The 22831-nt window shown below is 68.6% G+C and carries 24 protein-coding genes; 11 read left to right on the plus strand and 13 right to left on the minus strand.

Annotated features, from left to right (window positions below; translation table 11 throughout):
- Window positions 1-122: 122 nt before the first annotated feature.
- The 3 genes from AC1DFR_RS06145 to AC1DFR_RS06155 all read left to right on the plus strand — a co-directional run bounded on the left by AC1DFR_RS06145 (window position 123) and on the right by AC1DFR_RS06155 (window position 2308).
- Window positions 123-986, plus strand: coding sequence for an HpcH/HpaI aldolase/citrate lyase family protein (locus AC1DFR_RS06145; protein WP_223913776.1), 864 nt, complete (start codon window positions 123-125; stop codon window positions 984-986).
- Between the two features lie 25 nt (window positions 987-1011).
- Complete coding sequence (locus AC1DFR_RS06150; protein ID WP_476872979.1) at window positions 1012-1956, plus strand: DUF2797 domain-containing protein; 945 nt, start codon at window positions 1012-1014, stop codon at window positions 1954-1956.
- Between the two features lie 127 nt (window positions 1957-2083).
- A complete protein-coding gene (locus AC1DFR_RS06155; RefSeq protein WP_476870450.1) occupies window positions 2084-2308 on the plus strand; it encodes a DUF3188 domain-containing protein in 225 nt (74 codons plus the stop codon).
- Here AC1DFR_RS06155 and AC1DFR_RS06160 read toward each other — a convergent pair.
- Both AC1DFR_RS06160 and AC1DFR_RS06165 read right to left on the minus strand, forming a co-directional pair.
- On the minus strand, window positions 2298-3995 hold the full coding sequence (locus tag AC1DFR_RS06160; protein WP_230008290.1) for a SulP family inorganic anion transporter: 1698 nt from the start codon (window positions 3993-3995) through the stop codon (window positions 2298-2300). The genes AC1DFR_RS06155 and AC1DFR_RS06160 overlap by 11 nt on opposite strands.
- Window positions 3992-4405, minus strand: a complete 414-nt coding sequence (locus tag AC1DFR_RS06165) for an ArsR/SmtB family transcription factor (protein ID WP_476851331.1) — start codon at window positions 4403-4405, stop codon at window positions 3992-3994. Before AC1DFR_RS06165 ends, AC1DFR_RS06160 begins: the two co-directional genes overlap by 4 nt.
- A gap of 197 nt (window positions 4406-4602) precedes the next feature.
- Between AC1DFR_RS06165 and AC1DFR_RS06170 the strand changes: the two genes are divergently transcribed.
- The 4 genes from AC1DFR_RS06170 to AC1DFR_RS06185 are packed head-to-tail and all read left to right on the plus strand — an operon-like array spanning window position 4603 to window position 7986.
- Window positions 4603-5082: an FAS1-like dehydratase domain-containing protein gene (locus AC1DFR_RS06170; RefSeq protein ID WP_476859391.1), complete on the plus strand. Its 480-nt coding sequence runs from the start codon at window positions 4603-4605 to the stop codon at window positions 5080-5082.
- A 2-nt stretch (window positions 5083-5084) separates the two neighbouring features.
- Window positions 5085-5522 carry a MaoC family dehydratase gene (locus AC1DFR_RS06175; RefSeq protein ID WP_223913782.1) on the plus strand — a complete coding sequence of 146 codons (438 nt, stop codon included), beginning with the start codon at window positions 5085-5087 and terminating at the stop codon, window positions 5520-5522.
- Between the two features lie 29 nt (window positions 5523-5551).
- A complete protein-coding gene (locus tag AC1DFR_RS06180) occupies window positions 5552-6862 on the plus strand; it encodes an MFS transporter (protein ID WP_476872980.1) in 1311 nt (436 codons plus the stop codon).
- Between the two features lie 56 nt (window positions 6863-6918).
- Window positions 6919-7986 carry a UDP-N-acetylmuramate dehydrogenase gene (locus AC1DFR_RS06185; protein WP_476872981.1) on the plus strand — a complete coding sequence of 356 codons (1068 nt, stop codon included), beginning with the start codon at window positions 6919-6921 and terminating at the stop codon, window positions 7984-7986.
- Between the two features lie 78 nt (window positions 7987-8064).
- Here AC1DFR_RS06185 and AC1DFR_RS06190 read toward each other — a convergent pair whose 3' ends face one another.
- Window positions 8065-8583: a hypothetical protein gene (locus AC1DFR_RS06190; RefSeq protein ID WP_476855671.1), complete on the minus strand. Its 519-nt coding sequence runs from the start codon at window positions 8581-8583 to the stop codon at window positions 8065-8067.
- An 89-nt stretch (window positions 8584-8672) separates the two neighbouring features.
- On the opposite strand from AC1DFR_RS06190, the gene AC1DFR_RS06195 reads away from it, so the two are divergent.
- On the plus strand, window positions 8673-9779 hold the full coding sequence (locus AC1DFR_RS06195; RefSeq protein WP_476872982.1) for a winged helix DNA-binding domain-containing protein: 1107 nt from the start codon (window positions 8673-8675) through the stop codon (window positions 9777-9779).
- Between the two features lie 68 nt (window positions 9780-9847).
- On the opposite strand, the gene asd is transcribed toward AC1DFR_RS06195, so the two are convergent.
- The 10 genes from asd to AC1DFR_RS06245 form a co-directional block, all read right to left on the minus strand.
- A complete protein-coding gene (gene asd / locus AC1DFR_RS06200; protein WP_043435910.1) occupies window positions 9848-10990 on the minus strand; it encodes an aspartate-semialdehyde dehydrogenase in 1143 nt (380 codons plus the stop codon).
- A 45-nt stretch (window positions 10991-11035) separates the two neighbouring features.
- Window positions 11036-11263 (minus strand): NF038396 family protein, encoded by a 228-nt coding sequence (locus AC1DFR_RS06205; RefSeq protein ID WP_028276519.1) that lies wholly within the window; start codon window positions 11261-11263, stop codon window positions 11036-11038.
- Window positions 11263-11856 (minus strand): dihydrofolate reductase, encoded by a 594-nt coding sequence (locus tag AC1DFR_RS06210; RefSeq protein ID WP_476872983.1) that lies wholly within the window; start codon window positions 11854-11856, stop codon window positions 11263-11265. Before AC1DFR_RS06210 ends, AC1DFR_RS06205 begins: the two co-directional genes overlap by 1 nt.
- Complete coding sequence (locus AC1DFR_RS06215) at window positions 11853-12656, minus strand: thymidylate synthase (protein WP_230007391.1); 804 nt, start codon at window positions 12654-12656, stop codon at window positions 11853-11855. The genes AC1DFR_RS06210 and AC1DFR_RS06215 overlap by 4 nt, the downstream gene beginning before the upstream one ends.
- A 33-nt stretch (window positions 12657-12689) precedes the next feature.
- The gene (locus tag AC1DFR_RS06220; protein ID WP_476851322.1) at window positions 12690-13091 is read right to left on the minus strand and encodes a GntR family transcriptional regulator; all 402 of its coding nucleotides are present in this window, start codon (window positions 13089-13091) and stop codon (window positions 12690-12692) included.
- Window positions 13088-14734 carry a hypothetical protein gene (locus tag AC1DFR_RS06225; RefSeq protein ID WP_476872984.1) on the minus strand — a complete coding sequence of 549 codons (1647 nt, stop codon included), beginning with the start codon at window positions 14732-14734 and terminating at the stop codon, window positions 13088-13090. The genes AC1DFR_RS06220 and AC1DFR_RS06225 overlap by 4 nt, the downstream gene beginning before the upstream one ends.
- 78 nt (window positions 14735-14812) lie before the next feature.
- Window positions 14813-15790, minus strand: coding sequence for an NUDIX hydrolase (locus tag AC1DFR_RS06230; protein WP_476855676.1), 978 nt, complete (start codon window positions 15788-15790; stop codon window positions 14813-14815).
- 11 nt (window positions 15791-15801) lie between these two features.
- Window positions 15802-18066 (minus strand): RNA degradosome polyphosphate kinase, encoded by a 2265-nt coding sequence (locus AC1DFR_RS06235; RefSeq protein WP_223913793.1) that lies wholly within the window; start codon window positions 18064-18066, stop codon window positions 15802-15804.
- A gap of 89 nt (window positions 18067-18155) precedes the next feature.
- The gene (gene mshD, locus AC1DFR_RS06240; protein WP_476870457.1) at window positions 18156-19178 is read right to left on the minus strand and encodes a mycothiol synthase; all 1023 of its coding nucleotides are present in this window, start codon (window positions 19176-19178) and stop codon (window positions 18156-18158) included.
- A gap of 335 nt (window positions 19179-19513) precedes the next feature.
- Window positions 19514-20212: a winged helix-turn-helix transcriptional regulator gene (locus AC1DFR_RS06245; RefSeq protein WP_277526303.1), complete on the minus strand. Its 699-nt coding sequence runs from the start codon at window positions 20210-20212 to the stop codon at window positions 19514-19516.
- A gap of 243 nt (window positions 20213-20455) precedes the next feature.
- On the opposite strand from AC1DFR_RS06245, the gene AC1DFR_RS06250 reads away from it, so the two are divergent.
- The 3 genes from AC1DFR_RS06250 to AC1DFR_RS06260 all read left to right on the plus strand — a co-directional run bounded on the left by AC1DFR_RS06250 (window position 20456) and on the right by AC1DFR_RS06260 (window position 22775).
- Window positions 20456-21190, plus strand: coding sequence for a permease (locus AC1DFR_RS06250; protein ID WP_476872985.1), 735 nt, complete (start codon window positions 20456-20458; stop codon window positions 21188-21190).
- A 167-nt stretch (window positions 21191-21357) separates the two neighbouring features.
- Window positions 21358-21972, plus strand: a complete 615-nt coding sequence (locus tag AC1DFR_RS06255; protein WP_476851317.1) for a nitrobindin family protein — start codon at window positions 21358-21360, stop codon at window positions 21970-21972.
- A 53-nt stretch (window positions 21973-22025) separates the two neighbouring features.
- Window positions 22026-22775 (plus strand): flavodoxin family protein, encoded by a 750-nt coding sequence (locus tag AC1DFR_RS06260; RefSeq protein WP_476851316.1) that lies wholly within the window; start codon window positions 22026-22028, stop codon window positions 22773-22775.
- The last annotated feature ends 56 nt before the right edge of the window (window positions 22776-22831 follow it).

Consider the following 22831-nt stretch of genomic DNA (forward strand, 5'->3'; position numbering starts at 1 on the left):
GGAGCCCGAAAACGGCTTCTGCTGCCGGCCAGCTGGGTGTGGACGTGATTTTGGTCGTAATGGTCGCCGCTGAGGGCCGGATCGCTTAGCGGCAAGTGCCCCCGGGCGACTAGCGTAGATGCATGACCTCTACCACCACCGCCGAATCACTTCGGCCCCAACGCAACATCCCGGCCGACATCGCCCGCTCCTGGCTGCTGGTTAACGCGATGAAGACCGATCTCTTCGACCAGTCCGCCGTCTCCCGGGCCGATGCGATCATCCTCGACATCGAAGACGCGGTGGACCCCTCGCAGAAGGACGCCGCCCGCGCCAACGTCGTGAACTGGCTGACAGCCGGCGGCAGCGCGTGGGTCCGGATCAACGACGCCACCAGCCCGTTCTGGGCCGACGACCTCGCCGGCCTGCGCGGCACCCCCGGCCTGCTGGGCATCATGCTGGCCAAAACCGAATCGGCCGACCAGGTCACGGAGAGCTTCCACCGGATGGACGGCAAGACCCCGGTGATCCCCCTGGTCGAGTCCGCCGTCGGCATCGAGGAAGCCAACAACATCGCCAAGGCCCAGGGCGCCTTCCGCCTGGCCTTCGGCTCGGGCGACTTCCGCCGCGACACCGGCATGGCGGCCACCGCGGAAGCCATGGCCTACCCCCGCGCCAAGCTCGTTGTGGCCAGCCGCGTGGGCAACCTCCCCGGCCCCATCGACGGCCCCACCGTCGGCACGAACCACCCGATCCTGCGCGAACAGACCGGCATCACGGTGATGATGGGGATGACCGGGAAGCTCTGCCTCGCAATCGACCAGACCCCGGTCATCAACGAGGTCATCAGCCCCACGCCGTCCGACGTCGCCTGGGCCACCGACTTCATGGCCGACTTCGAAGCCAACGGCCGCGTCATCCGGGACGGCTCCGACCTGCCGCGCCTGGGCCGGGCCGAGAAGATCATGAAGCTCGCGGTAGCCTTTGGCGTGCAGCCGGCCCTGTAGCCGCCACACCACTCGAGGAGACCCCGTGACCGATACCCGCTATCTGGTGCACGGGGTCTTTTGGGATGCTCCGGCGCCCGGGCCCGCCGCAGCGTCCGGCGGCAGGCCGCCGGCGATGCGCCTGCAGGACCCTGGCGGCGCCCTCACCGCAGTGACGCTCGACGCCGGCACCCGCCTCGGTTTCCGGCTCGCCGCCCCGGGGAAACAGTGCCTTGGGCATCACTTGGTGCACGGACCCGCGGACCGGGACCACGTCCTGTGCCCGGACCGGGCTCCCGCCGCCAGGGGCAGCCAGTGCGGGCGGTGCTTCGTCCTGGATGAATTCCGGCTGATCCATGACTTCCACCGCGGCGGCCGGGTCCCGCCGGGCCTGCGCGCGTACCTGATGCAGCCGCACTGGCTCTACGTCGCCACCTTCGCCAACGGGGCCAGCAAGGTCGGCACCGCGTCCCACCGGCGCAAATGGAACCGGCTCGCCGAGCAGGGCGCCGTCGTCGCCCGGTACGTCGCCCGTGCCGAGGACGGCCGCGTGGTCCGCCTCCTTGAAGACATGATCACGCGCGAGGCCGGGCTGCCGCAGCAGGTCCGCGCTGCCGCCAAGGCCGCTGCGCTGCTCGCCCCGGCAGCCGCCGTCGACCTCGACGCCCTGAACGGACGGCTGGCAGGGGAGGCCCGGACCCTGATTGCCGGTGCCGGCGGGGAGGGCTTCGCGGTGGTGGATGAGCGGTGGGCCCGGCCGGAACTCTCCGCGAAGGCCTGCGCCCCGGCCGCCCGGCATGCTTATCCGCACGACCTGGCGGCCGGAGCGCACGGGTTCCGGATCGACGCGCTGAGCGGCAGCATTGCCCTCGCGGCGCTGGATGGCAGCGGACTGGAATTCGTGGTGAACCTGGGCCAGCTCAAGGCCCGGGTGATCGAACTCGGTGACCACGGCTCGGATGTCCCGGCCGTGCAGGAAGCCTTGTTCTGACGCTGGAATTGCCTCGCGACGCGCAAATTACCGGGCGCGCCCGTTTCCCGCGCCGGCAGGCAATGTGAGTGTCGCCAGGAATTTTGCGGCTCGCGGTGTCGTCCGGCCGTCCCGGTAGACTGGCACGGTGCTGAATGAATTCTGGGCCACCGCGTCAACCACCTACAAGGTGATCGTCTTCAGCGCCATGGGCCTGATCGCCCTCGGCATCATCCTCAGCGTGGTGGGCAACAGCACCGGCAACCAGCCCCTTGCCCTCGCCTCACTGGCAGTGATCGGACTCGGCCTGGTCCTGCACATTGCCGGGCTTGTGGTCCGCGGCCAGGCGATCCGGAAAAACCTCAAGCGCTAGCGGCCGCGTTCCGCACCACATGGCTCCGGGCATGCTCCACCGCGTCCGGGAGGGATGTGAACAGGTGCTTGTGATGCCGCAGTGAGCGGATGACCCCCACATTGGTCACGAGCTCCAGATGCTGCGGCTGGACCCCCTTCAGCAGGACCGTGACCCCGCGCAGCTCCAGCGCGGAGACCACCTCAACGAGCATGTGGGCGCCCGTGGCGTCCAGCATCCGCAGCTGGGAGAGCCGGATGACGGCCACCTGGATGTCCCTGACCTGGCTGATCTCCTGCAGGACCCGCTCCGCTGCACCGAAGAACATGGCCCCGTCCAGCCGGAAGATGGCGATGTGCTCGTCGCCCGGAACAGGCGGCCCCGGGATGTCCTCGCGCCGGACCCCGCTCAGGGAAGCGAATGTCCGCAGCGTGAACACGGCGGCCGCGGCGAGTCCGATCTGGATGGCCACAATGAGGTCGAAGGCGACGGTAATGAGGGCGGTGACCACGAAGACCGCGGCGTCGGCCCGGGTGGAGCGCAGGATCGCCGTGACGGTGTGCCGCGAGACCATGCGGACGGCCGTGACCATGAGGATGCCGGCCAGCGCCGCCAGCGGGATCCTGCCGACAAGCCCCGCCGCCAGGTAGATGATGGCCAGCAGCACCAGGGCGTGCACCACCGCGGAGAGCCGGGTCTTGGCCCCGGAACGGACGTTCACGGCGGTCCGGGCGATCGCGCCCGTGGCGGGCATGCCGCCGAAGAATCCGGCAGCGATCGAGGCCAGCCCCTGGCCGGTGAGCTCCCGGTCCGGGCTGTACGCGCCGGACGGACGGCCGTCGGGGCCGACCATGCCGGCGGCCACCCGGGCCGAGAGCAGGGATTCGATGGCGGCGAGCGTCGCGATGGACACGGCCGGCATCAGCAGGCCTCCCAGCGCGGCCGGATCGACAGAGGGCATCGAGGGCGCCGGCAGGGAGTGCGGAAGCGCGCCGATCCGCGGTATGTCCAGCGCCAGCATCTCCGCCGCCGCAGTGGTGAGCAGCACCGCGATCAGGCTCGCGGGCAGGGCCTTGTTCAGCCTGGGCAGCAGGTACATCACGGCCGCGACGCATGCCACCACCGCGAGCGTCTCCAGCACGGTCGGCATGGTGGCCTGCGACGCGCTCTCGACGGCGGCCAGGAGGGTGTTGTGGCCCGGCGTTCCCTCGGTGCCCGTGGCCAAGGGAACCTGCTGGAGGAAAATGATGGCGGCGATGCCGAGCGTGAAACCCTCCACGACCGGCCACGGGATGAACGCGACGGCCCGGCCCAGCCCGCTGGCGCCCAGGACCACGACCAGCAGCCCGGCCAGTACAGAGACCAGGGCAATGCTGCCGACGCCGTGGACGGCGACCACCGGGGCCAGGACCACCACCATGGCGCCGGTCGGGCCGGAGACCTGGACGTTGGATCCGCCCATGACGGCGGCGACAAGTCCTGCCACCACTGCGGTGATGAGTCCGGCCTCCGCCCCGACCCCGGAACTGACCCCGAAGGCCAGGGCCAGGGGGAGCGCCACAATGCCAACCGTGATGCCGGCGAACAGGTCCGTCTTCCAGGCGGACCTCAAGAGCTCGTAGTCGCGGCGGGACGGCACAAACCGGGCGAAGCGTCCCCGTGCCGTGGCAGATGTCGTCGCCGGGTCTGCTGCCTGGGCCGCGCTCACGTTGCCGCGGCGTCGAGGTGGCCGGTACTGTCGGCGTCGCCCGCGCGGTCGAGGTGGCCTGCCGGCAGCTCCTGCGCTATCCGGAGCTGTTCGCTGGAACCGGCCAGGGTGTCCAGCAGGAAGACCCGGGCGATCGCGAGCAGCTCCTTGATCTTGGGATGAGCCAGCCGGTAGGTCACGACATTCGCCGTCCGGACCGATGTCACCACACCGTGCCGGCGCAGCGTGCCCAGATGCTGGGACAGGTGCGAGGGCTCCAGCCCCGTCTCGGCGAGCAGGTAACTGACCGGTGCCGTATTGTCCGGCGCGGCCGCCAGAAGCTCGAGGATCCGGATTCGGGCCGGGTGCGCCAGGGCTTTGAACAGGTTGGCCTTGATTTCATACAGGGGGGTCTGAGCGGCGGAGATCATGGCGGGGAAACACTTTCTCGCATCCGTTCGCGGCCGGGGTCCGGCGGCGCCCTCGGCGATACGGATTGATGGATTGATGTTTTCATCATATCGCGCCGGTCAAGACCCGCCGGAGCGCCCGTCAGTGCCCGTCCGGTCCCCGGCGCGCACCCTGTCACGAAGCCGGACGGCTCCGGGCGTGGCGATAGGCTGGAACCATGACTATCAATCCGGACCTGCAGGGGCGCAGCTACCCTGCCGCAGAGGTGTATGACGTCGGCCGCGAGAAGATCCGCGAGTTCGCGCGCGCGGTCAAGGCCACCCACCCCGCCCACTTCGATGTTGCCGCCGCCGAGGCGCTGGGTCACAGGGACCTCGTGGCGCCGCCGACCTTCGCCATTATCGTCGCGCAGCGAGCCGACGCGCAGCTGATCGAGGATCCGGAATCCGGGATCGACTTCTCCCGCGTGGTCCACGCCGACCAGCGGTTCACGCACCACCGCCCGATCATCGCGGGGGACCGGTTGGTCGCCGAACTGCACGTCGACGGCGTCCGCGCCATGGGCGGCGGAGCCATGATCACCACCCGCTCGGAAATCTTCGCGCTGGCCCCCGGCGATGCCACCGATGCCACCGGTGTCCGGGAGCCGGTCGCCACCACCACCTCGTCCATCCTGGTCCGCGGAGAGGGACAGTAGCCATGAGCATCGACATCGCAGCACTCACGGTCGGCCAGGACATTGGCAGCCGCAGCATTACCGTCACCCGCACCGACCTCGTCAAGTACGCCGGCGCATCCGGTGACTTCAACCCGATCCACTGGAACGAGGCCTTCGCCACCGGCGTCGGCCTGCCGGGCGTGATCGCGCACGGCATGTTCACCATGGGTGCGGCCGTCCAGCTCGTGACCGACTGGGCCGGCGATCCCGCCGCCGTCGTCGACTTCCAGACCCGCTTCACCAAGCCGGTTCCCGTCGCCGACACGACGGGGACACCGGAGGCCGGTGCCGTGATCGAGGTCAGCGGGGCCATCGGGGCCCTCGACGCCGACGCCGGCACCGCCCGCGTCGACCTCACGGTCGTCTCGGCCGCCCAGAAGGTCCTCGTCAAGGCCCAGGCCGTCGTCAGGGTGGCCTAGCCCATGGCTTTGCTGTGAATCTGGCTGCTGTGAGCAAGGAAGTCTTCGTCCCGCCCGCCGAGATCACGCACTGGCGAAACGCCGTGGTGGTGGCCTACGCCGCGAGCGGAATCGCCTTTTCCACCTGGGTGTCCCGGCTGCCGGCCATCCGCGACGGTCTGGACCTGACCCCGGGCACGATCGGGCTGCTCCTGCTCTGCATGACGGCGGGATCCTTCGTGTCCGTGTCCGCCTCGGGCCTGATTGTCCTTCGTCTTGGCTCCAAGCGCACCATCCGGATCGGCAGCATCATGGTCGGATTCGGGCTGGCGCTGGCAGGCTTCGGCACCTCGGTGCTCGCCAGCCCGGTGGCGGTTGCCGCGGGTCTGGCAATCATCGGGCTGGGCACCGCCAGCTGGAACACCGCGTCCAACGTCGAAGGGGCGGCGGTGGAACGCGCCGTCCGGCGGCACATCATGCCCCGGCTGCACGGCTCCTTCAGCCTGGGCACTGTTGCGGGCGCCGGGCTGGGCGCCTGGGCTGCCGCCGCCGGGATCCCCGTCTTCCTGCACCTGGCAGTGGTGGGCCTGCTGGTGGCCGGCTCGGTGACCACCGCGGCGGCCTGGTTCCGGGCGGACATCACGCCCCTCGAGGCGGAGCGGCCCTTCAAGGCGTCCGGGACAGACACCTTCGAGGATCCTTCCACCGGTCCCATCCCGATCGTCCGGCAGGCGGACGCGGTCCCGGAGCCGCCGCTGGACAACAAACGCCTCATTGCCCAGGCCTGGCGTGACAGGCGCACCCTGCTGCTGGGCGTGCTGGTCCTCGGGCTGGCCCTGGCCGAAGGAGCGGCGGGGGACTGGGTGGCGCTGGCGCTGGCCGACGGCCACGGCCAAACCGACGCCGCCGGAGCTGCCGGGTACGGGCTGTTCGTCACCTTCATGACCATCGGCCGCTTCGCCGGCACCCTGGTCCTGGACCGCTTCGGCCGGGTCCCGGTGATGCGCTGGTGCGCCGCGCTGGCGGTTCTGGGCCTCGGCCTGTTCGTCTTCGCCCCGGTACCGTGGCTGGCCTACGTGGCCCTGGCCATCTGGGGACTCGGCGCGTCCCTGGGCTTCCCGGTCGGCATGTCCGCCGCGGCCGACGATCCCGTCAAGGCCGCCGCGCGGGTGTCCGTGGTGTCCACGATCGGCTACGGAGCGTTCCTGTGCGGGCCGCCGCTGCTGGGTCTGCTGGCCGAGCACGTCGGCATTCTCCACTCGCTGCTGGGCGTCATGGTGATGCTGATCGTCAGTTTCCTGCTCTCCCCGGTGGCCCGCAAACTCCCCGCGCCCGTGCACGCGCCGGGACATTACAGCTAGCCAGGTGCGGCCAGTACCGGCTTAGCCGGGCGGATGATCCCGGCTAGGCTGGTCAGGTGACCCAGATCCAGCTCTCCGCCCTGACCACCTCCGCCGTCGGCGGCCCCGCCGGCAGCTATATCGAGGCCCGCACCGAGGCCGCGATCATCGACGCCGTGCGCACCGCGGACGCCGCCGGCCAGTCCCTGCTGATCATCGGCGGCGGCTCCAACCTGTTGGTGTCCGACGCCGGGTTCCCCGGCACGGTGCTGAAGATCGCCTCGGAGGGGTTCACCGTCGACGCCGAGGACTCCTGCGGCGGCGTGGCGGTGGTGGTCCAGGCCGGCCACAACTGGGACGCCTTCGTTGAACACGCCGTGAAGCATGCCTGGTCCGGCGTCGAAGCACTCTCCGGGATCCCCGGTGCCACGGGCGCCACCCCCGTGCAGAACGTCGGCGCCTACGGGGCCGACGTCTCCCAGACGATCGCCGTCGTGCGCACCTGGGACCGGGAACGCAACGCGGTGAAGACCTTCACGAATTCCGAACTCAAGTTCGGCTACCGGGACTCCATCCTTAAGCAGACCACCGTCAACGGCTCACCGCGCTATGTGGTGCTCACCGTGGAGTTCCAGCTCCCGCTCGGCCGGAAGAGCGCCCCGGTCCGCTACGCCGAACTCGCCCGGGTGCTCGGCGTCGAGCAGGGCCAGCGCGCCTACTCCACCGACGTCCGGCGCGAGGTGCTGCGGCTCCGGGCGTCCAAGGGCATGGTCTGGGACGCGGACGACCGTGACACCTACTCCACGGGATCCTTTTTCACGAACCCGATCGTGGCCGAGGACGTCGCGGCACGGCTGCCGCAGGAGGCCCCGCGGTACCCCGCCGGTGCGGACGGGCTGACCAAGCTCTCGGCGGCGTGGCTGATCGACCAGGCCGGGTTCGCCAAGGGCTTCGGCCTGGACCCGGACAGCGTCTCGGGCGGCCGGGCCTCGCTGTCCACCAAGCACACCCTTGCCATCACCAACCGGGGAGGGGCGAGCGCGGCGGACATGCTGGCCGTCGCGCGCGAGGTCCGCCACGGCGTCGTCGAACGTTTCGGCATTGAACTGCACCCGGAGCCGCTGCTGATCGGCGTCGATCTCTAGGGAAAGTCCGGCCCCAGGAAAAGGGCCGCTGCCCGGGCAAGGCCGGGGCAGCGCCGGCCGGGCACCGCCGCGCCCCGGCTACGGTTCCGTGTGGCGGGGTGCCACCTTGCTGAAAAGCATGAAGGTGAAACCGGAGGCCGCGGCCCCGAGCAGGAAGACCTGGCAGAACGCCACGGACTGGACGCTGGGCCCGCTTTGCAGCACCAGTCCGGCGCACGCAAACGCCACGGCGCCGGCGAGGAACGCCAGGGAGCCGAGCAGGAAGGCCTGTACGGTGGCCGGAAATTCGCCGCCATAGTCGAGCTGGAGCTCCCGGCCCTGCGGGGCGATGCTTCCGTGCTTCACGGCCGCCTGCACCCGTGCCTGAGACCGTGCCCGCGGCTGCAACGCCGCGGCCGTGACGAAGCTGGCCACGGACACCGCCATGGACGAGGCGGCCACCAGCTGCAGGGTGCTCATCATGGGCGAGAGCCGGGTACCGCTGGCGATGGCGACGGCGAGCCCGGCAGCCATGCCGGCGGCGCTGGACGCCCAGCCCAGCAGGGCCAGCTTCCGGCACAGGGGCCGCAGTAGCGGCCACACCTCACTCATAGTCATGATTCAAGGGTAGGGAAGCCTGCTGGATGGCGGCTGGGAACGGCCGGGCAACAACCCGACAGGCAGCACACGCGACTTACCATGGTTCCATGGCAGCAGTGACGGGCGTCCGCCGGCTTGGCCCCGGAATCATCGGCAGGCTGCGGCTCGCCGCCCAGGGACTGCTGGGACCGGGGTTTCAGTCCGTCCCCGACGCCGTTCGCGGCATGACTGCGATGCAGGCCCAGGACCTGCAGGCCGTGCTCTGGGCCGTCGGCCAGCGCGTGCCGGGTTCCCGCGCCGAAGACGTACGCGGGGCGCTGGACCGGGCGGAGATCGTCCGTTCCTGGCCAATGCGCGGCACCTTGCACGTGCTGGCGCCCGAGGACTTGAAATGGATGCTGGCCATCACCTCCGACCGGCTGATCCAGGGCCTGGCCCGGCGCCACCGGGAGCTCGAGATCACGGCCGCGGACGTCGACGCCGCCGCGGCAACTGCCCTGCAGCTGGTCTCCGGAGGAGCTGCCAGCCGGGCGGAGCTGTTCCAGGCCTTCGAACGGGCGGGCCAGTCCACGGCGGGCCAGCGCGGCATCCATCTGCTCGGGATCCTGTGCCAGCGGGGGTTGCTGGTGCAGGGTCCGCTGGCCGGCAACCAGCAGCTGGTCGTGGCCTTCGGCGACTGGATCACCGAGTCGCGGACCCTGGACCGTTCCGACGGCATCGCCGAGTGGCTGCTGCGCTACCTTCGCAGTCACGGCCCCGCCACGGAACGTGATTTTGCCTGGTGGGCCGGCATTCCGCTGACGGAAACCCGGGCCGCCCTGGCCCGGGTGTCGGACCGGCTGGCGGAACTGGAGTTTGAGGGGACCAGCTACTGGCTCTCTGCAGAGACAGCCGCGCTGCTCGACGACGGCGTCCCCGGTCAGCGCACGGTGCTGGCGCTGCCGGGGTTCGATGAATTCCTGCTCGGATACGCGGACCGGTCCCTCGTGCTGCCGCCGGAGCACGCCGACAAGATCGTCCCCGGCGGCAACGGCGTGTTCAAGAAGACCATCGTGGCCGGCGGCGGCGTGATCGGCACCTGGGCCGGGCCACCCGGCGGCAGGGGAGCCGGCGTCGTGCCCGAACCCTTCGACACTGTTAACGGGCTGCGGCCTGCCGCCCAAAAGTCTTTTGGGCTGCAGGCCGCGAAATACCGCAGATTCCTTGGCGCCTGAACAGGTGCCGGAACAGGTGCCTGAAGGGGTGCCTGAACGTATGCCTGTAGGGTGTCCCGGACGGGCTCCTACAGGTTTCCGGTGGCGATGCGGAGCATGCGCCGCAGCGGCTCCGCGGCGCCCCACAGCAGCTGGTCGCCCACCGTGAACGCGCTGATGTACTGCGGACCCATCTCGAGCTTGCGGATCCGGCCCACCGGAATGTCCAGGGTGCCGGACGCCGCCACGGGCGTGAGCTCGGCCATTGAGGCTTCCTTGGTGTTTGGCACCACGCGGGCCCACTGGTTGTCCGCGTCCACGAGCTTCTCGATCTCGGCGACCGGGAGGTCCTCGCGCAGCTTCAGTGTCAGGGCCTGGGAGTGGGAGCGCATCGCACCGATCCGGATGCACAGGCCGTCCATGACGACGCGGTTCGCGGCGGAGGTGCCAAGGATCTTGTTCGTCTCCACCCCGGCCTTCCATTCCTCCTTGGACTGGCCGTTGCCGAGGTCCGCGTCGATCCAGGGGATCAGCGAACCGGCCAGCGGAACGCCGAACTGTGTGGCGTCGATGCCGGCGCGCTGGTGTGCCAGGACCTTGCGGTCGATCTCGAGGATCGCCGACGCCGGGTCGTCCAGTTCGGTGCTGACCTCGGCGTTGAGGCTGCCGAACTGGTTCAGCAGTTCACGCATGTGGCGCGCCCCGCCGCCGGAGGCCGCCTGGTACGTCATGGACGTGCCCCATTCGACCAGGTCGTTCTTGAACAGCCCGCCCAGGCCCATCAGCATGCAGGACACGGTGCAGTTGCCGCCGACGTAGTCCTTCACACCGCCGGAGAGGCCGGCGTCGATGACGTCCCGGTTGATGGGGTCCAGCACGATGATGGAATCCTCATTCATGCGCAGCGTGGAGGCGGCATCGATCCAGAGGCCGTCCCAGCCGCGGCTGCGGAGCTCCCCATGGACCTGCTTGGTGTAGTCCCCGCCCTGGGCGGTGACAATAATGGGCAGCTTCGCCAGGGTCTCGAGGTCGAACGCGTCCTCAAGCTTGCCGGCGGCGCCCGCAGCGGCGCCGGCCAGGGCCGGGGCGGCACCGCCCGCGTTCGAGGTGGAGAAGAAGACCGGGTTGATGTTGGCGAAGTCGCCCTCATCCTGCATGCGCTGCATGAGGACGGAACCGACCATGCCACGCCAACCAACCAGGCCGACGGACGGGGTAGCTGCTGTAGTCATGGGCCCAGTTTAGACTTCACGGCCCGCCCGGCGCAGTCGGTTACGTCACGCGTTATAGTCGCCGCGGGGCTCTTCCAGCAGTGCCGCCTTGCGCCGGCGCAGCGCGAAAACCGCCCCGAACGTGAAGACCTGGGTCACCACCACCAGCACGATCGCCCCGAGGATCTTGTTGCCGCCCAGGATCATGGTCAATCCCACGACCGCGGAGAGCAGTGCGAGCAGGGGCAGGAGCATGTACCCCAGGACAAAGAGTGTTTCTGGCTTCCTCAGCATTACTTGGCCTCCGTCCGGCGCCACAGCGTGATCCGGTAGCGGGTGCCGTTGGCGGAGGTCAGCCAGCCGTTGGCCGGGAGGCTGGCCGAGAAGGTCCAGTCGTAGCCGAGTTCCGGAGCGAAGGTGTCCCCTTCGGCGTTGGTGTCGATGGTGGTGACGACGGCGACGTCGGCAAGGTCCAGGGACTGGGCAAAGATTTCGCCGCCGCCGATGATCCACACGGTCTCATGGCCGGCCACGAACTGGGATTCAAGCAAGGCGTCATCGAGCGACGCGACGGCGACGGCGCCTTCCGCGCCCGGGGTGTCCTGCCAGGTGGCCTGGCGGGTGATGACGATGTTCGTCCGGCCGGGCAGGGGGCGGTACTTGTCCGGGAATGATTCCCAGGTCTTGCGTCCCATGATGACCGGGTGGCCGGTGGTGAGGCGGCTGAAGTGCGACATGTCCTCGGGCAGGTGCCACGGCATGTCACCGGCCTTGCCGATCACCCCGGTGCTGGTCTGGGCCCAGACGAGCCCGAGGCCAGTGGTGGACGCTCGGAGTTGTTCCGTGAAATCGCCGGGCTGCACGCCCGCGGTGTTGTCGTTGCTCATACGGCTATCGGGGCCTTAATCGTCGGGTGGTGCTGGTAGCCGACCACCTCGAAGTCCTCGAGGGTGTAGTCGAAGATGGAGTCCGGCTTTCGGGTGATGTTCAGCTGGGGGTAGTCGTAGGGCTCGCGGGCGAGCTGCTTGAGGACCTGGTCCATGTGGTTGTCGTAGATGTGGACATCCCCGCCGGTCCAGACGAATTCGCCCGGTTCCAGGCCGGTCTGCTGCGCGATCATGCGTGTCAGCAGGGCGTAGGACGCGATGTTGAAGGGCACGCCCAGGAAGGTGTCCGCCGACCGCTGGTACAGCTGGCACGAAAGCTTGCCGTCCGCCACGTAGAACTGGAAGAACGCGTGGCACGGGGGCAGGGCCATGTCCTTGAGTTCGGAGACGTTCCAGGCCGAGACGATGTGCCGGCGCGAATCCGGGTTGGACTTCAGGTTCTCGATGAGCTCGGCGATTTGGTCGATGTGGCCGCCGTCGGGCGTGGGCCAGGAACGCCACTGGACCCCGTAAACGGGACCGAGTTCGCCGTCGGCGTCGGCCCATTCGTCCCAGATGGTGACGCCCTGGTCCTGCATCCATTTGACGTTCGTGTCGCCGCGGAGGAACCAGAGCAGCTCCACCGCTACGGACTTGAAATGCACCCGCTTGGTGGTGATCAGCGGGAAGCTCGTGCTCAGGTCAAAGCGGAGCTGGCGGCCAAAAACGCTCAGGGTGCCGGTGCCGGTGCGGTCCGATTTGTGCGTGCCGTGCTCGAGGACGTCGCGCAGGAGGTCTTCATAGGGCGTAGGGATGCTCACCGTTCCAGTCTACTGAGAACTCGCCGGCTCTCCTTATTTGTGTGACCCTCCCTGCCTCGCCCGCAGGATCGCCAGCAGTGCCGCGTCGTCGAGCCCGGCAGTGCGGCCTTCCGCAATGCAGCGGTCGACGGCGGCGATCACCTCCACCGGGACCGTGCCCGGCGGAGGTGCGGGCGGGGTCAGGATCGGCTGGCTGCCGGCGACCACCGTGCCGTTGCGCCGCCGGGTTTCGACCAGTCCGGCCAGTTCGAGTTCCTTGTAGGCCCGCGCGACTGTCCCGGCCGCGAGGCCCAAGTCCGACGCGAGGCTGCGGACGGTCGGCAGCCGGGTTCCCGCTGCCAGCGTCCCGGCGCTGATGAGGGAGGCGATCTGCGTCCGGATCTGCTCGAAGGGGGGAACTGGCGAACGCAGGTTGACGGCGATGCCCGCCGTCACGCGGCGACTTCCTTCCGCGGCAGGGGAGCGGGGGTCTTCCGGGCCAGGCCGCCCACGGGGATGACGGCGATGACCACGGCACTGGCGGCCAGGACAGCGCCTGCCAGGGTCGCCGGCCACCACGATCCGGCGGCCGGATCGACGGCGTCGCCGAACGCGTCCGGCCCGAACACCGCCGCCCAGGCATTGGTCTGGGTCAGCAGGAGGACACCGGCCTGGGCCGTGAGGGTTGCGGCGAGGGTCCGCACGACGCGGTGGACAGTGATGGCTCGCAGCGCGGGGTCCAGACCGCGCGGGGCGTCGCGGACGCCCTGGCGGGACCGGGCCCGGAGGAACGCCGGCAGGGCGGCAACGCAGGTCCCGGCGGTGAGCAGTGCAACCGGAACCCAGCCGCGATCTTCGGCCAGCAGGGCCTGTCCCGCGGCGGTGACGGCGAGGGCTGCCAGGAAGACCAGCAGCGCCAGGACCGCCGTGGTCAGCAGGGCCGGGCTGACCGGCTGCCGGGGCCAGGTGCGCGGCGCCTCCGGCGTTCCGTAGTTGCGCTGCAGGACCAGCTCGCCTCCGGCGATGACCAGCAGGACGCAGGTGCCCATCACGGCCACGAGTCCCGCAAGTCCGTAGCCGGCGGCCGCCATGATCACGGGGGCGAGGAAGGCTCCGGCGACCAGCGGCACGGCGGCCGCGAGGCCCAGGAGCGCTCCAAGTGAGGAGACCAGCCTGGCGGCCGGGTGCTGGCGGCCGGCGGCGATCCCTGATTCCGGCCGGTTCCGGACGCCCAGCCCGGCGGAAGCAAGCCGAGGCGGCCGCCACCACCACATCACGAGCAGGACCACGGTCGCCGCGAGGCCGGCGAAGTTCGTCCACGATCCCGTTTGCTGGGCCGGATCGGGACGGGCCGCGAAGTTCCCCGCGATGACCGCCAAGCCGGCAGCCACTGTGGACACTGTGCGCAGCAGCCGGTTCATCGCGATGGTCCGCAGTACAGCGTTGTCCGCCGCGTCAAGGGCCTCCAGTTGCCGGCGGCGGGCGATCAGCCACAAAACCAGCCACGTGCCGACGGCCAGCACCAGCAGGGCGCCGCCGAGCCATGCGGCCACCTCCGGTCCGGGGATACGGCCGTCGCCGCCGCTGTTGTAGTAGCCGTACGCGCCGTCGCTGACCGTAGTGGGAGCCACGGCCGCGAACCCGGGCAGCGTGGCAGTCCGGGCGATGGCCGCGGCAGCCGAGACGAAGATCGCAGCCGTGGTCAATGCCAGCCTGCGGGGCAGGAAGTCTTTGATGCGCCGCACGGACAGCACGGCCTGCCGCCGCATTCGCCGCGGACCCGGGTAGGTGACCTGTCCCAGGGCATGCACGCCCAGGCAGCCCAGGACCGGCCATGCCAGCGCCGGGATGATCGAGTCGGCGCCCACCACGGCGGACGCTGACGGATTGGCCGGGATGATGCCCAGGGTCATGGCGCCCTGGAGTGAGCTTGCGAGCCAGCCGATCACACCTACCCACAGCCCGTGCTCCGATACTGTCTGCGGCGACGTTCCGGTCCCGGGAGCCCAGATCACCCACCTCAGGACGGCATACACCAGCAGGGCGGCGATCGCCGGGCCGAGCAACAGCATCGGCGGCACGTTCAACAGGACCGGCACGGAATCCCCCAAGATTCAGCAGTAATGTATCAAGCTATTGATACAAACTAGGCTTAGGGCCCCCCGGGGTCAAGGACCTCAGTCGTCGAACGGCTTGAACCGCTCCACCGCGACCACTTTTTTCTTGCTGCCGCGGGCGACGTGGCAGACCACGATCTCGCCCGGCGCCAGGAACGGGTCCGAGGACGGCAGCAGGTCCCGCAGCCGGGAGTTCATGTGCTTCGCGAGTTGCTTCAGGACCGTGGGCAGGGCCGGACGGTGCGTGCACAGCGCGACGGCCCGCTGCTTGTCGAACAATCCCTCGACGACGGCTGCCGTCTTGTGCGGGCTGCGGCTGTGCCGGTGCTCGGTGAGGGCCTCGTTGAGCTTGACCTTGGCGTCGGCCGCCTTGGCGTAGGGTGCGATGGTGGCAACGCACCGCAACCACGGGCTTGAAACGATCCGCGCGGGCTTCCACGCCTGCAGGAGCCGCCCCACCGACTGCGCCTGCCGCATGCCGGTGGCGGCCAGCGGGCGGTCGCCCTCGGCCTTGGACCAGGACGAGCGGGGCTTGGCCTTCGCATGGCGCACGATCAGCAGCGGCCAGGTCGCCAGCTCCCCGCGGTCGTGGGCGTTCACCAGGTGCTGCAGCGGCTCGATGTCGCTCGGGTTGCTCAGGAGGCGGGCGGCCTTCTCGGGCGGGCACCACATGACGCTGTCGACTTCCGTGCCGTCCGGGATCAAGACGGCGCCGTCGACGTCGACCGCCCAGTAGTGAACCACCTTCAGCCCGGCCGCCACGTGGTAGTGGATGGGCGGGAGCGGGATCCCCAGCGGAGCGGTGAGCCCGATCTCCTCCTCCACCTCGCGCACGGCGCACTCCGGGATGGTCTCGCCGGCGTCTATTTTGCCCTTCGGCCAGGACCAGTCGTCATACCTCGGACGGTGGATCAGCAGGACCTCGAGCTGGTCCTTGTTTACCGAATTGAGGCGCCAGGGGATGGCGCCCGCCGCCGTGACGGAAACCTCTTCGCCGGGTTGGTCAGCCTGGTCCGCAACCAGTGCATCGCTGCTCACACTCACGATCCCTACCGCAGGCTGGTCGAGCGCTGGCGCGAGCGGGAGGCGAGCAGCCAGGACTGCACGTCCTTGAGGTCCTGGCCGTCTTCCGCCAGGTGGTGGCGGGTCCATTCACCCTGCTTGTCCAAATGCCAACTCGCGGTTTCGGGCACCATGTAGCGGTTGAGCAAGTCCAGGACGTAGCTCGTGTCGTCGCCGCTCGTCAGCTGAACGAGGGCTTCAACGCGGCGGTCGAGGTTGCGGTGCATCATGTCGGCCGAGCCGATGTAAACCACCGGGTCGCCGGCATTGGCGAAAGCGAAGACGCGGGAGTGTTCCAGGAAGCGGCCCAGCACGGAGCGGACCGTGATGTTCTCGCTCAGGCCCGGAACGCCGGGCCGCAGGGAGCAGATGCCGCGGACAATGACATCCACCTGCACCCCGGCCTGGGACGCGCGGTACAGGGAATCGATGATGGCTTCGTCCACCATCGAATTGACCTTGATCTGGACGCGGGCGGGGATGCCGGCCCGGGCGTTCCTGATCTCGGTCTCGATCCTGTCGATCAGCCCGGAACGGACCGAGCGCGGCGCCACGAGCAGCCTCTTGAACGTGGACTTCGGCGCGTAGCCGGAGAGCTGGTTGAACAGCTTCGACAGGTCTTCGCCGACCTGTTCGTTCGCCGTCAGCAGGCCCAGATCCTCGTAGTAGCGGGCCGTGCGGGGGTGGTAGTTGCCGGTGCCGATGTGGCAGTAGCGGCGCAGGCCGTCCACTTCCTGGCGGACCACGAGGGAGAGCTTGCAGTGGGTCTTGAGCCCCACGATGCCGTACACCACATGGACGCCGGCCTGTTCCAGTTTCCGGGCCCAGGAGATGTTCGCCTGCTCGTCAAAGCGCGCCTTGATCTCCACGAGCGCCAGGACCTGCTTGCCGGCCTCGGCGGCGTCGATCAGGGCATCGACAATCGGGGAGTCACCGGAAGTGCGGTACAGGGTCTGCTTGATGGCCTGGACTTTGGGGTCCGCGGCTGCCTGTTCCAGGAACGCCTGGACCGACGTGGAGAAGGAGTCGTACGGGTGGTGCAGGAGGATGTCCCGTCGCCGCATGGCGGCAAAGACGTTGGCCGCCTTGGACGTTTCCGATTCGTTGAGGTAGCGCGAGGTGTGCGGGACGTGCTTGGGGTAGTGCAGGTCCGCCCGGTCGATCCCGGCAATCACCGAGAGTCCGCGCAGGTCCAGCGGCGCCGGCACGGAGTAGACCTCGGATTCCTCGACGCCGAGCTCGCGGATCAGCAGGGCACGGATGTTCGGGTTGATGTCATTGGTGACCTCAAGGCGGACGGGCGGGCCGAACCGGCGGCGCAGGAGTTCCTTCTCCAAGGCCTGCAGCAGGTTTTCGGCGTCGTCCTCTTCGACCTCGACGTCCTCGTTGCGGGTCACGCGGAAGATGTGGTGTTCCAGGACCTCCATGCCGGCGAACAGCTGGTCCAGGTGCACGGCGATCACTTCTTCGAGCGCTATGAACCGTGCCACCCGTCCCGGGACGGAGCCGGCGCGGGCGCCGTCGATGGAGATCAGGCGCGGGAGCTGGTCAGGGACCTTGACACGGGCGAAGAGCTCCTTGTCGCTGACCGGGTTGCGGACCACCACGGCGAGGTTCAGGGACAGCCCGGAGATGTAGGGGAACGGGTGCGCCGGGTCCACGGCCAGCGGCGTCAGGATCGGGAAAACCTTTTCCGCGAACATGGCACTGAGCTGGTCCTTGGCCTGCGAGTCGAGCTCCTCCCAGTGCATCAGGTGGATGTGCTCATAGGCCAGCGCCGGACGGATCTGTTCGGCGTAGACCCGGGCGTGGCGCTGCTGCAGCCGGTGGGCCTCCTCGCCGATCTGCTCCAGGACCTGCATGGGGCTCAGCCCGGCAGGGGAGGGGACGGCGAGCCCCGTGGCGATCCGCCGCTTCAGCCCGGCCACCCGGACCATGAAGAACTCGTCCAGGTTGGAGGCGAAGATGGACAGGAAGCTGACCCGCTCCAGCAGGTACAGGTTGGGGTCCTCGGCCAATTCCAGGACCCGCGCGTTGAACGCAAGCCAGCTCAGTTCCCGGTCCAGGAACCGGTCGGGGCGGATGTCGCCTTCCGGTTCCAGGTTCGGTGCGAACTCCGGAATGTCGATCCGGTCCTGCGTGGCGCGCGAGGCCGGCACTTCGGAGGAGCCAAAGCGGGCACGTACCGGACGCGCCCCCTTTTCCGGCGTTGCTGGTTCAGACGTGGATGTCCGGGCGGTATCCCGTGGCATGGTGTCTCCTCAATGCTGGCGCGATGTAGCTTCAACCTTACAAGCAATCATGGCCGGATGACCCCAGGTTTCGGCCCGGGCCGGGACGGTTATCCGCCGACTTGACTAACGCCGTCCGGCGCGGGAGCGGCGGCCGGTGATGGCTGCTGCGGCAGCGGCGCGTACATCACGTCGACATCCCAGCGGGTGAATCCGAGCCGGCGGTAGAGGGCGACGGCGGGGGTGTTGTCGGCATCGACGTAGAGCATGACGGCGCGGAGCCCCAGGTCCTGAAGATGCCTGATGCCGGCGACGGTGAGGGCCTTGCCCAGCCCGGACCCCTGGGCATCGGGGGTCACGCCCACCACGTAGACCTCGCCCATTGCGGGGTGGTCGCCGTGCCGGGGGTGCACCTTGGTCCAATGGAATCCCAGGAGCCGGTCCGCCGGGTCGACGGCCAGCAGGAAGCCCGCGGGATCAAACCACGGTTCGGCCATACGGGCGTCCAGATCGGCCCGCGTCATGTTGCCTTGCTCCGGGTGGTGGGCGAAGGCGGCCTTGTTTGCGGCCAGCCAGGCGTCCTCGTCCCGGCCGGGCACGAAGGCGCGGAGCTGTACGCCGTCCGGGAGTTGGACCTCCGGCAGGGCCGCCGCCGCCGTCATCAACCGCATCTTCCACAGCTCACGCACGGCGCCGTATCCGTAGCGGGCCGCGAGGTCGGCCGCGGCCTCGTGGTTTCCGTGGGACCAGGCTTTCAGGCCGGCGAAGCCGCGGACGGTCTTCAGTTCGCCCAGCAGGCGGTCACCCACGCCCTGGTTGCGGTAGCTGGGATGGACGGCGACCTCGAGGATGCCGGTGCCGTCCGGTTCCTCGATGACGACGGCGACGCCGGCCAGGTCCTGCGCCGTCGCGGGATCCAACTTGTCATCCGGGGCATAGAGGGCCAGGGCAAGCACCGAGTGCTCGCCCGCATCGCCGGCGCGCAGCGTGACAAGGGTCTGTTCGGACAACGGCGGATTGCCGTCGGACTCTTCCGCCGCGGCGACAAGGGCGGCGACGTCCCGCAGCAGCGCGGCGTCCACGGTTCCTTTTTCAGTGTGTACGGGCCAGTTTTCCGGGTGCGCAGGGCTCATGGTGCAAGGCTATCGGGTGCATGGGGGTCAGCGGCCGATTTTGTCGAACTGAGGACGGCCGCGTATAGTCATTATCTCGTCCGGCGTTGAGCCAGATGCGAGGGGGATCCACCACTGGGGTGGCCTCGATACGTTCGACCCGTATGTCCTCCACTGACAAATACTGAGAAATACTGCTAGATACTGAGAAGTTTGTGCCGATGGTTTGGTGCACCAGGAAGGCCCCGGACTCTGGATTCCAGAGTCCGGGGCCTTGTGCGTTCAGTGCCTGCGTTCAGTGCTTGTGTACAGTGCCTGCGTACCGGCGCCGCCGCGCTGTGGCGGCCGTGGCGCGCTCAGGCCTCGGTCAGTTCGTCCTCGGGCTGGCGGACCAGGGTCAGGCGGTAGCCGACGTTGCGGACGGTGCTGATCAGGTTCTCGTGGTCGGCGCCCAGTTTGGCCCGCAGCCGCCGGACGTGGACATCCACGGTGCGCGTGCCGCCGTAGTAGTCGTAGCCCCAGACTTCGGTCAGCAGCTGCTGGCGGGTGAACACCCGGCCGGGGTGCTGGGCCAGGTATTTCAGCAGTTCAAATTCCTTGAAGGTCAGGTTGAGCGCGGCGCCGTTGACCCGTGCGGTGTAGCTGGCCTCGTCAATCACGACGCCGGCGGCCCGGATTTCGGTCGGCACGTCTTCCTTGTCCGGAACGGCGCGCGCGACGCCGAGCCGGATCCTGGCCTCGACTTCTGCCGGGCCCGCGGATTCCAGGAGGATGTCGTCCACGGCCCACGCCGAGGAGACCGCGGCCATGCCGCCTTCGGTGAGGATCAGCATCAACGGGGCGCTGAGGCCGGTCGCCTTGAGCAGCTGGGTGAGGGAACGTGCGCCGACCAGGTCCTTGCGGGCATCGAGCAGGACGATGTCGCAGGGGTCGGTCTCGAGCAGGGCAGTGGGCTCGGCCGGAAGGATATGCACCCGGTGGTTCAGCAGTTCCAGAGCAGGCAGGACGTCCACGGATGTTCCCGTGCTGTTCGTCAATAGCAGGATGTGCGACATTGTTCCTCCAAGGGGTGTCCGCGCATCGTTGGGCGTCTTGTTGCTGATGTTGAGTATACCTAAAGGCCCCATTCCGGCCATGGTCCCGTCACCTCCGGCGCCTCCTTTTGCGACACATACCGTTCACATAGGGCAGGATTGAACCGTCAGGGCCCGCGGCCCGTCGAAATTGAGCCGAGTCGAATTGGGGTCCGCAGTGAGCGAAGGTCTGGCCATGCTGGGTCTGCCGATGGCGAGCAGACAGTGAAGCCGTGGAGCGTCGGGATCATCGGCCTGGCCGGTCTCGCGGCGATTGTCGCCGGAGCCTATGCCTCGCCTGAGGTCCTCCTGGCCGTCGCGGCGCTCGCCGCCGCCGGCATCGGTATCGGCTGGCCCTACTTTCTCGGCATCCCCGCCAAGAAGACCCTTGCGGTCTTGATTGGCCTGCCCGGCGTCGGGTCGGCAGTGGCTGCGACCTATCTCCCGGCTCCGGGCTTCCTGGACTGGACGCCGTCATTCCTGGCCGTCGGGGTCATGGCGATCTTCGTCATGCAGCTGATCCGGGGCACCGGTCAGGCCCAGCGCCTCGAATCCACCCTGGGCTCGTGCGCGGGTGTCCTGCTCTCCTGCCTCGGCGCCGGCTGGATTGCGAGTTCGCGCTTCAACGGGGTCCGCGAAATGATCCTCGTGGCGGCCAGCAGCTCGGCGATCGCGCTGCTGGCGGGGCTGATCCGCTGGCCGGACCGGATCGTGGCGCCGCTGGGCATCGTGAGCGCCGGCCTTGCCGGGCCGCTCGCCGGCCTGGTGTTCTCCGACATCGCCGTGCTGCCGGCGGCCCTCGTCGGCGTCGTCGTGGGGGCGGTGCTGGTAAGTTTCCGCCGCCTCGTCATCCTCAACGGTGAAGGCCTTAATGTTTTGGCGGCCGTGGGCATGGGGCTCGGGCCGGTTTCTGCTGTCGGTTCCCTGGCCTACTTCATAGACAAACTACTCATCTACTAAGCGTTAGGATGGCATCATGTCCGTACTTGCATATGAGATCTTTTTCCTTGTCCTGCTTGGCGTGGCCAGCCTGTCCATGGCGTGGTTTGCCGGCTTTGTCGTGTACCGCCTCTTCAAAGGCCAGAAGTAACACGTTCCAGACCCCGTAGCTTCCAGAGGTAGATGCTGTGCCGATTGAAATCCCTACTGATCTGACCCCCGAAATCGTTCCGCTGTCCTGGCTCATTGGTGAGTGGGAGGGCAGCGGCCGGCTGGGGGCTGGAGACGAGGACTCCGAGCACTTCCTGCAACACGTCTCGTTTACGCACAACGGCCTGCCGTACCTGCAGTACCGCGCCGAGAGCTGGCTGACCGACGACGAGGGCACGAAGCTGCGTCCCCTCACCGTCGAGACCGGCTTCTGGGCGCTGGAGCGTAAGCAGCGCGAGGAGGACGGCGGCCCCGGCCTGATCCCGGCGGACATCGTCCCGGTGCTCAAGAGCGCCGACGAGGTGGAGGCCCTGCGCAACAGCGACGGCGGCTTCGACATCTCGGTCTCCATCGCCCACCCCGGCGGGATCTCGGAGCTGTACTACGGCCAGATCAAGGGCCCCCAGATCCAGCTCAGCACCGACATGGTGATGCGCGGCAGCCACTCCAAGGAGTACACGGCGGCCACCCGGATCTTCGGGCTGGTGGAAGGAAACCTGCTGTGGCGCTGGGACGTGGCCACCGGCAAGAATTCGACGGCGGGCGGCGGCCTGGAGGCCCACGCATCGGCCATCCTCGCCAAAGCAGGCTAATTACGCGGTCTCACTGATTTTTCCGTTGTCACCATCGACCCAGGAGAAATACCGTGAATGACACAGTCACCAGCTCAGCCGGCAGCACAGCACCCGGCAGCGCCAGCTACGCCGACCTCAAGGCCGTGTTCTTCAACGGCACGCTCAAGAAGTCCCCGGACGTGTCCAACACGCAGGGCCTGATCGAGGTCAGCCGCCGGATCATGGAGAAGCAGGGCGTCAGCACCCGCGTGATCCGCACGGTGGACCACGACATCGCCAGCGGGGTCTACCCGGACATGCGCGAACACGGCTGGGCCACCGATGAGTGGCCGGAACTCTACCCGGCCGTCCAGGAAGCGGACATCGTCGTCGTCGCGGGGCCCATCTGGCTGGGGGACAACTCCTCGCAGACGAAGAAGCTCATCGAGCGCCTCTACGCCCACTCCGGGCAGCTGAACGCGAAGGGCCAGTGGGCCTACTACCCGAAGGTGGGCGGCTGCCTCATCACCGGCAATGAGGACGGCATCAAGCATTGCGCCATGAACGTCCTGTACAGCCTCCAGCACGTCGGCTTCACCATCCCGCCGCAGGCCGATGCCGGCTGGATCGGTCCCGTCGGGCCGGGACCGAGCTACCTTGACCAGGGGTCCGGGGGGCCGGAGAGCGATTTCACCAACCGCAACACCACCTTCATGACCTGGAACATGCTGCACCTGGCGCGCATGCTCAAGGACGCGGGCGGCATTCCCGCCTACGGAAACCTGCCCGACGCCTGGAAAGCGGGCACCCGCTTCGACTTTGAAAATCCGGAATACCGCTAGGACCGGCCTGCCCCACAGTCCGGCGGAGCCAGATGGTCCCTGCCGGAGCCAGATGG

It is taken from the genome of Arthrobacter sp. 05T410 (genome assembly GCF_056396505.1).

Bases quoted from the DNA above. Each gene is read 5' to 3' on its own strand.
- AC1DFR_RS06210 (WP_476872983.1), bottom strand. From the start codon at position 11,856: ATGAGCAACGACAACACCGCGGGCGTGCAGCCCGGCGATTTCACGGAA.
- AC1DFR_RS06175 (WP_223913782.1), top strand. From the start codon at position 5,085: ATGAGCATCGACATCGCAGCACTCACGGTCGGCCAGGACATTGGCAGC.
- AC1DFR_RS06145 (WP_223913776.1), top strand. From the start codon at position 123: ATGACCTCTACCACCACCGCCGAATCACTTCGGCCCCAACGCAACATC.
- asd (WP_043435910.1), bottom strand. From the start codon at position 10,990: ATGACTACAGCAGCTACCCCGTCCGTCGGCCTGGTTGGTTGGCGTGGC.
- AC1DFR_RS06245 (WP_277526303.1), bottom strand. From the start codon at position 20,212: ATGTCGCACATCCTGCTATTGACGAACAGCACGGGAACATCCGTGGAC.
- AC1DFR_RS06165 (WP_476851331.1), bottom strand. From the start codon at position 4,405: ATGATCTCCGCCGCTCAGACCCCCCTGTATGAAATCAAGGCCAACCTG.
- AC1DFR_RS06235 (WP_223913793.1), bottom strand. From the start codon at position 18,066: ATGCCACGGGATACCGCCCGGACATCCACGTCTGAACCAGCAACGCCG.
- mshD (WP_476870457.1), bottom strand. From the start codon at position 19,178: ATGAGCCCTGCGCACCCGGAAAACTGGCCCGTACACACTGAAAAAGGA.
- AC1DFR_RS06205 (WP_028276519.1), bottom strand. From the start codon at position 11,263: ATGCTGAGGAAGCCAGAAACACTCTTTGTCCTGGGGTACATGCTCCTG.
- AC1DFR_RS06170 (WP_476859391.1), top strand. From the start codon at position 4,603: ATGACTATCAATCCGGACCTGCAGGGGCGCAGCTACCCTGCCGCAGAG.
- AC1DFR_RS06195 (WP_476872982.1), top strand. From the start codon at position 8,673: ATGGCAGCAGTGACGGGCGTCCGCCGGCTTGGCCCCGGAATCATCGGC.
- AC1DFR_RS06190 (WP_476855671.1), bottom strand. From the start codon at position 8,583: ATGACTATGAGTGAGGTGTGGCCGCTACTGCGGCCCCTGTGCCGGAAG.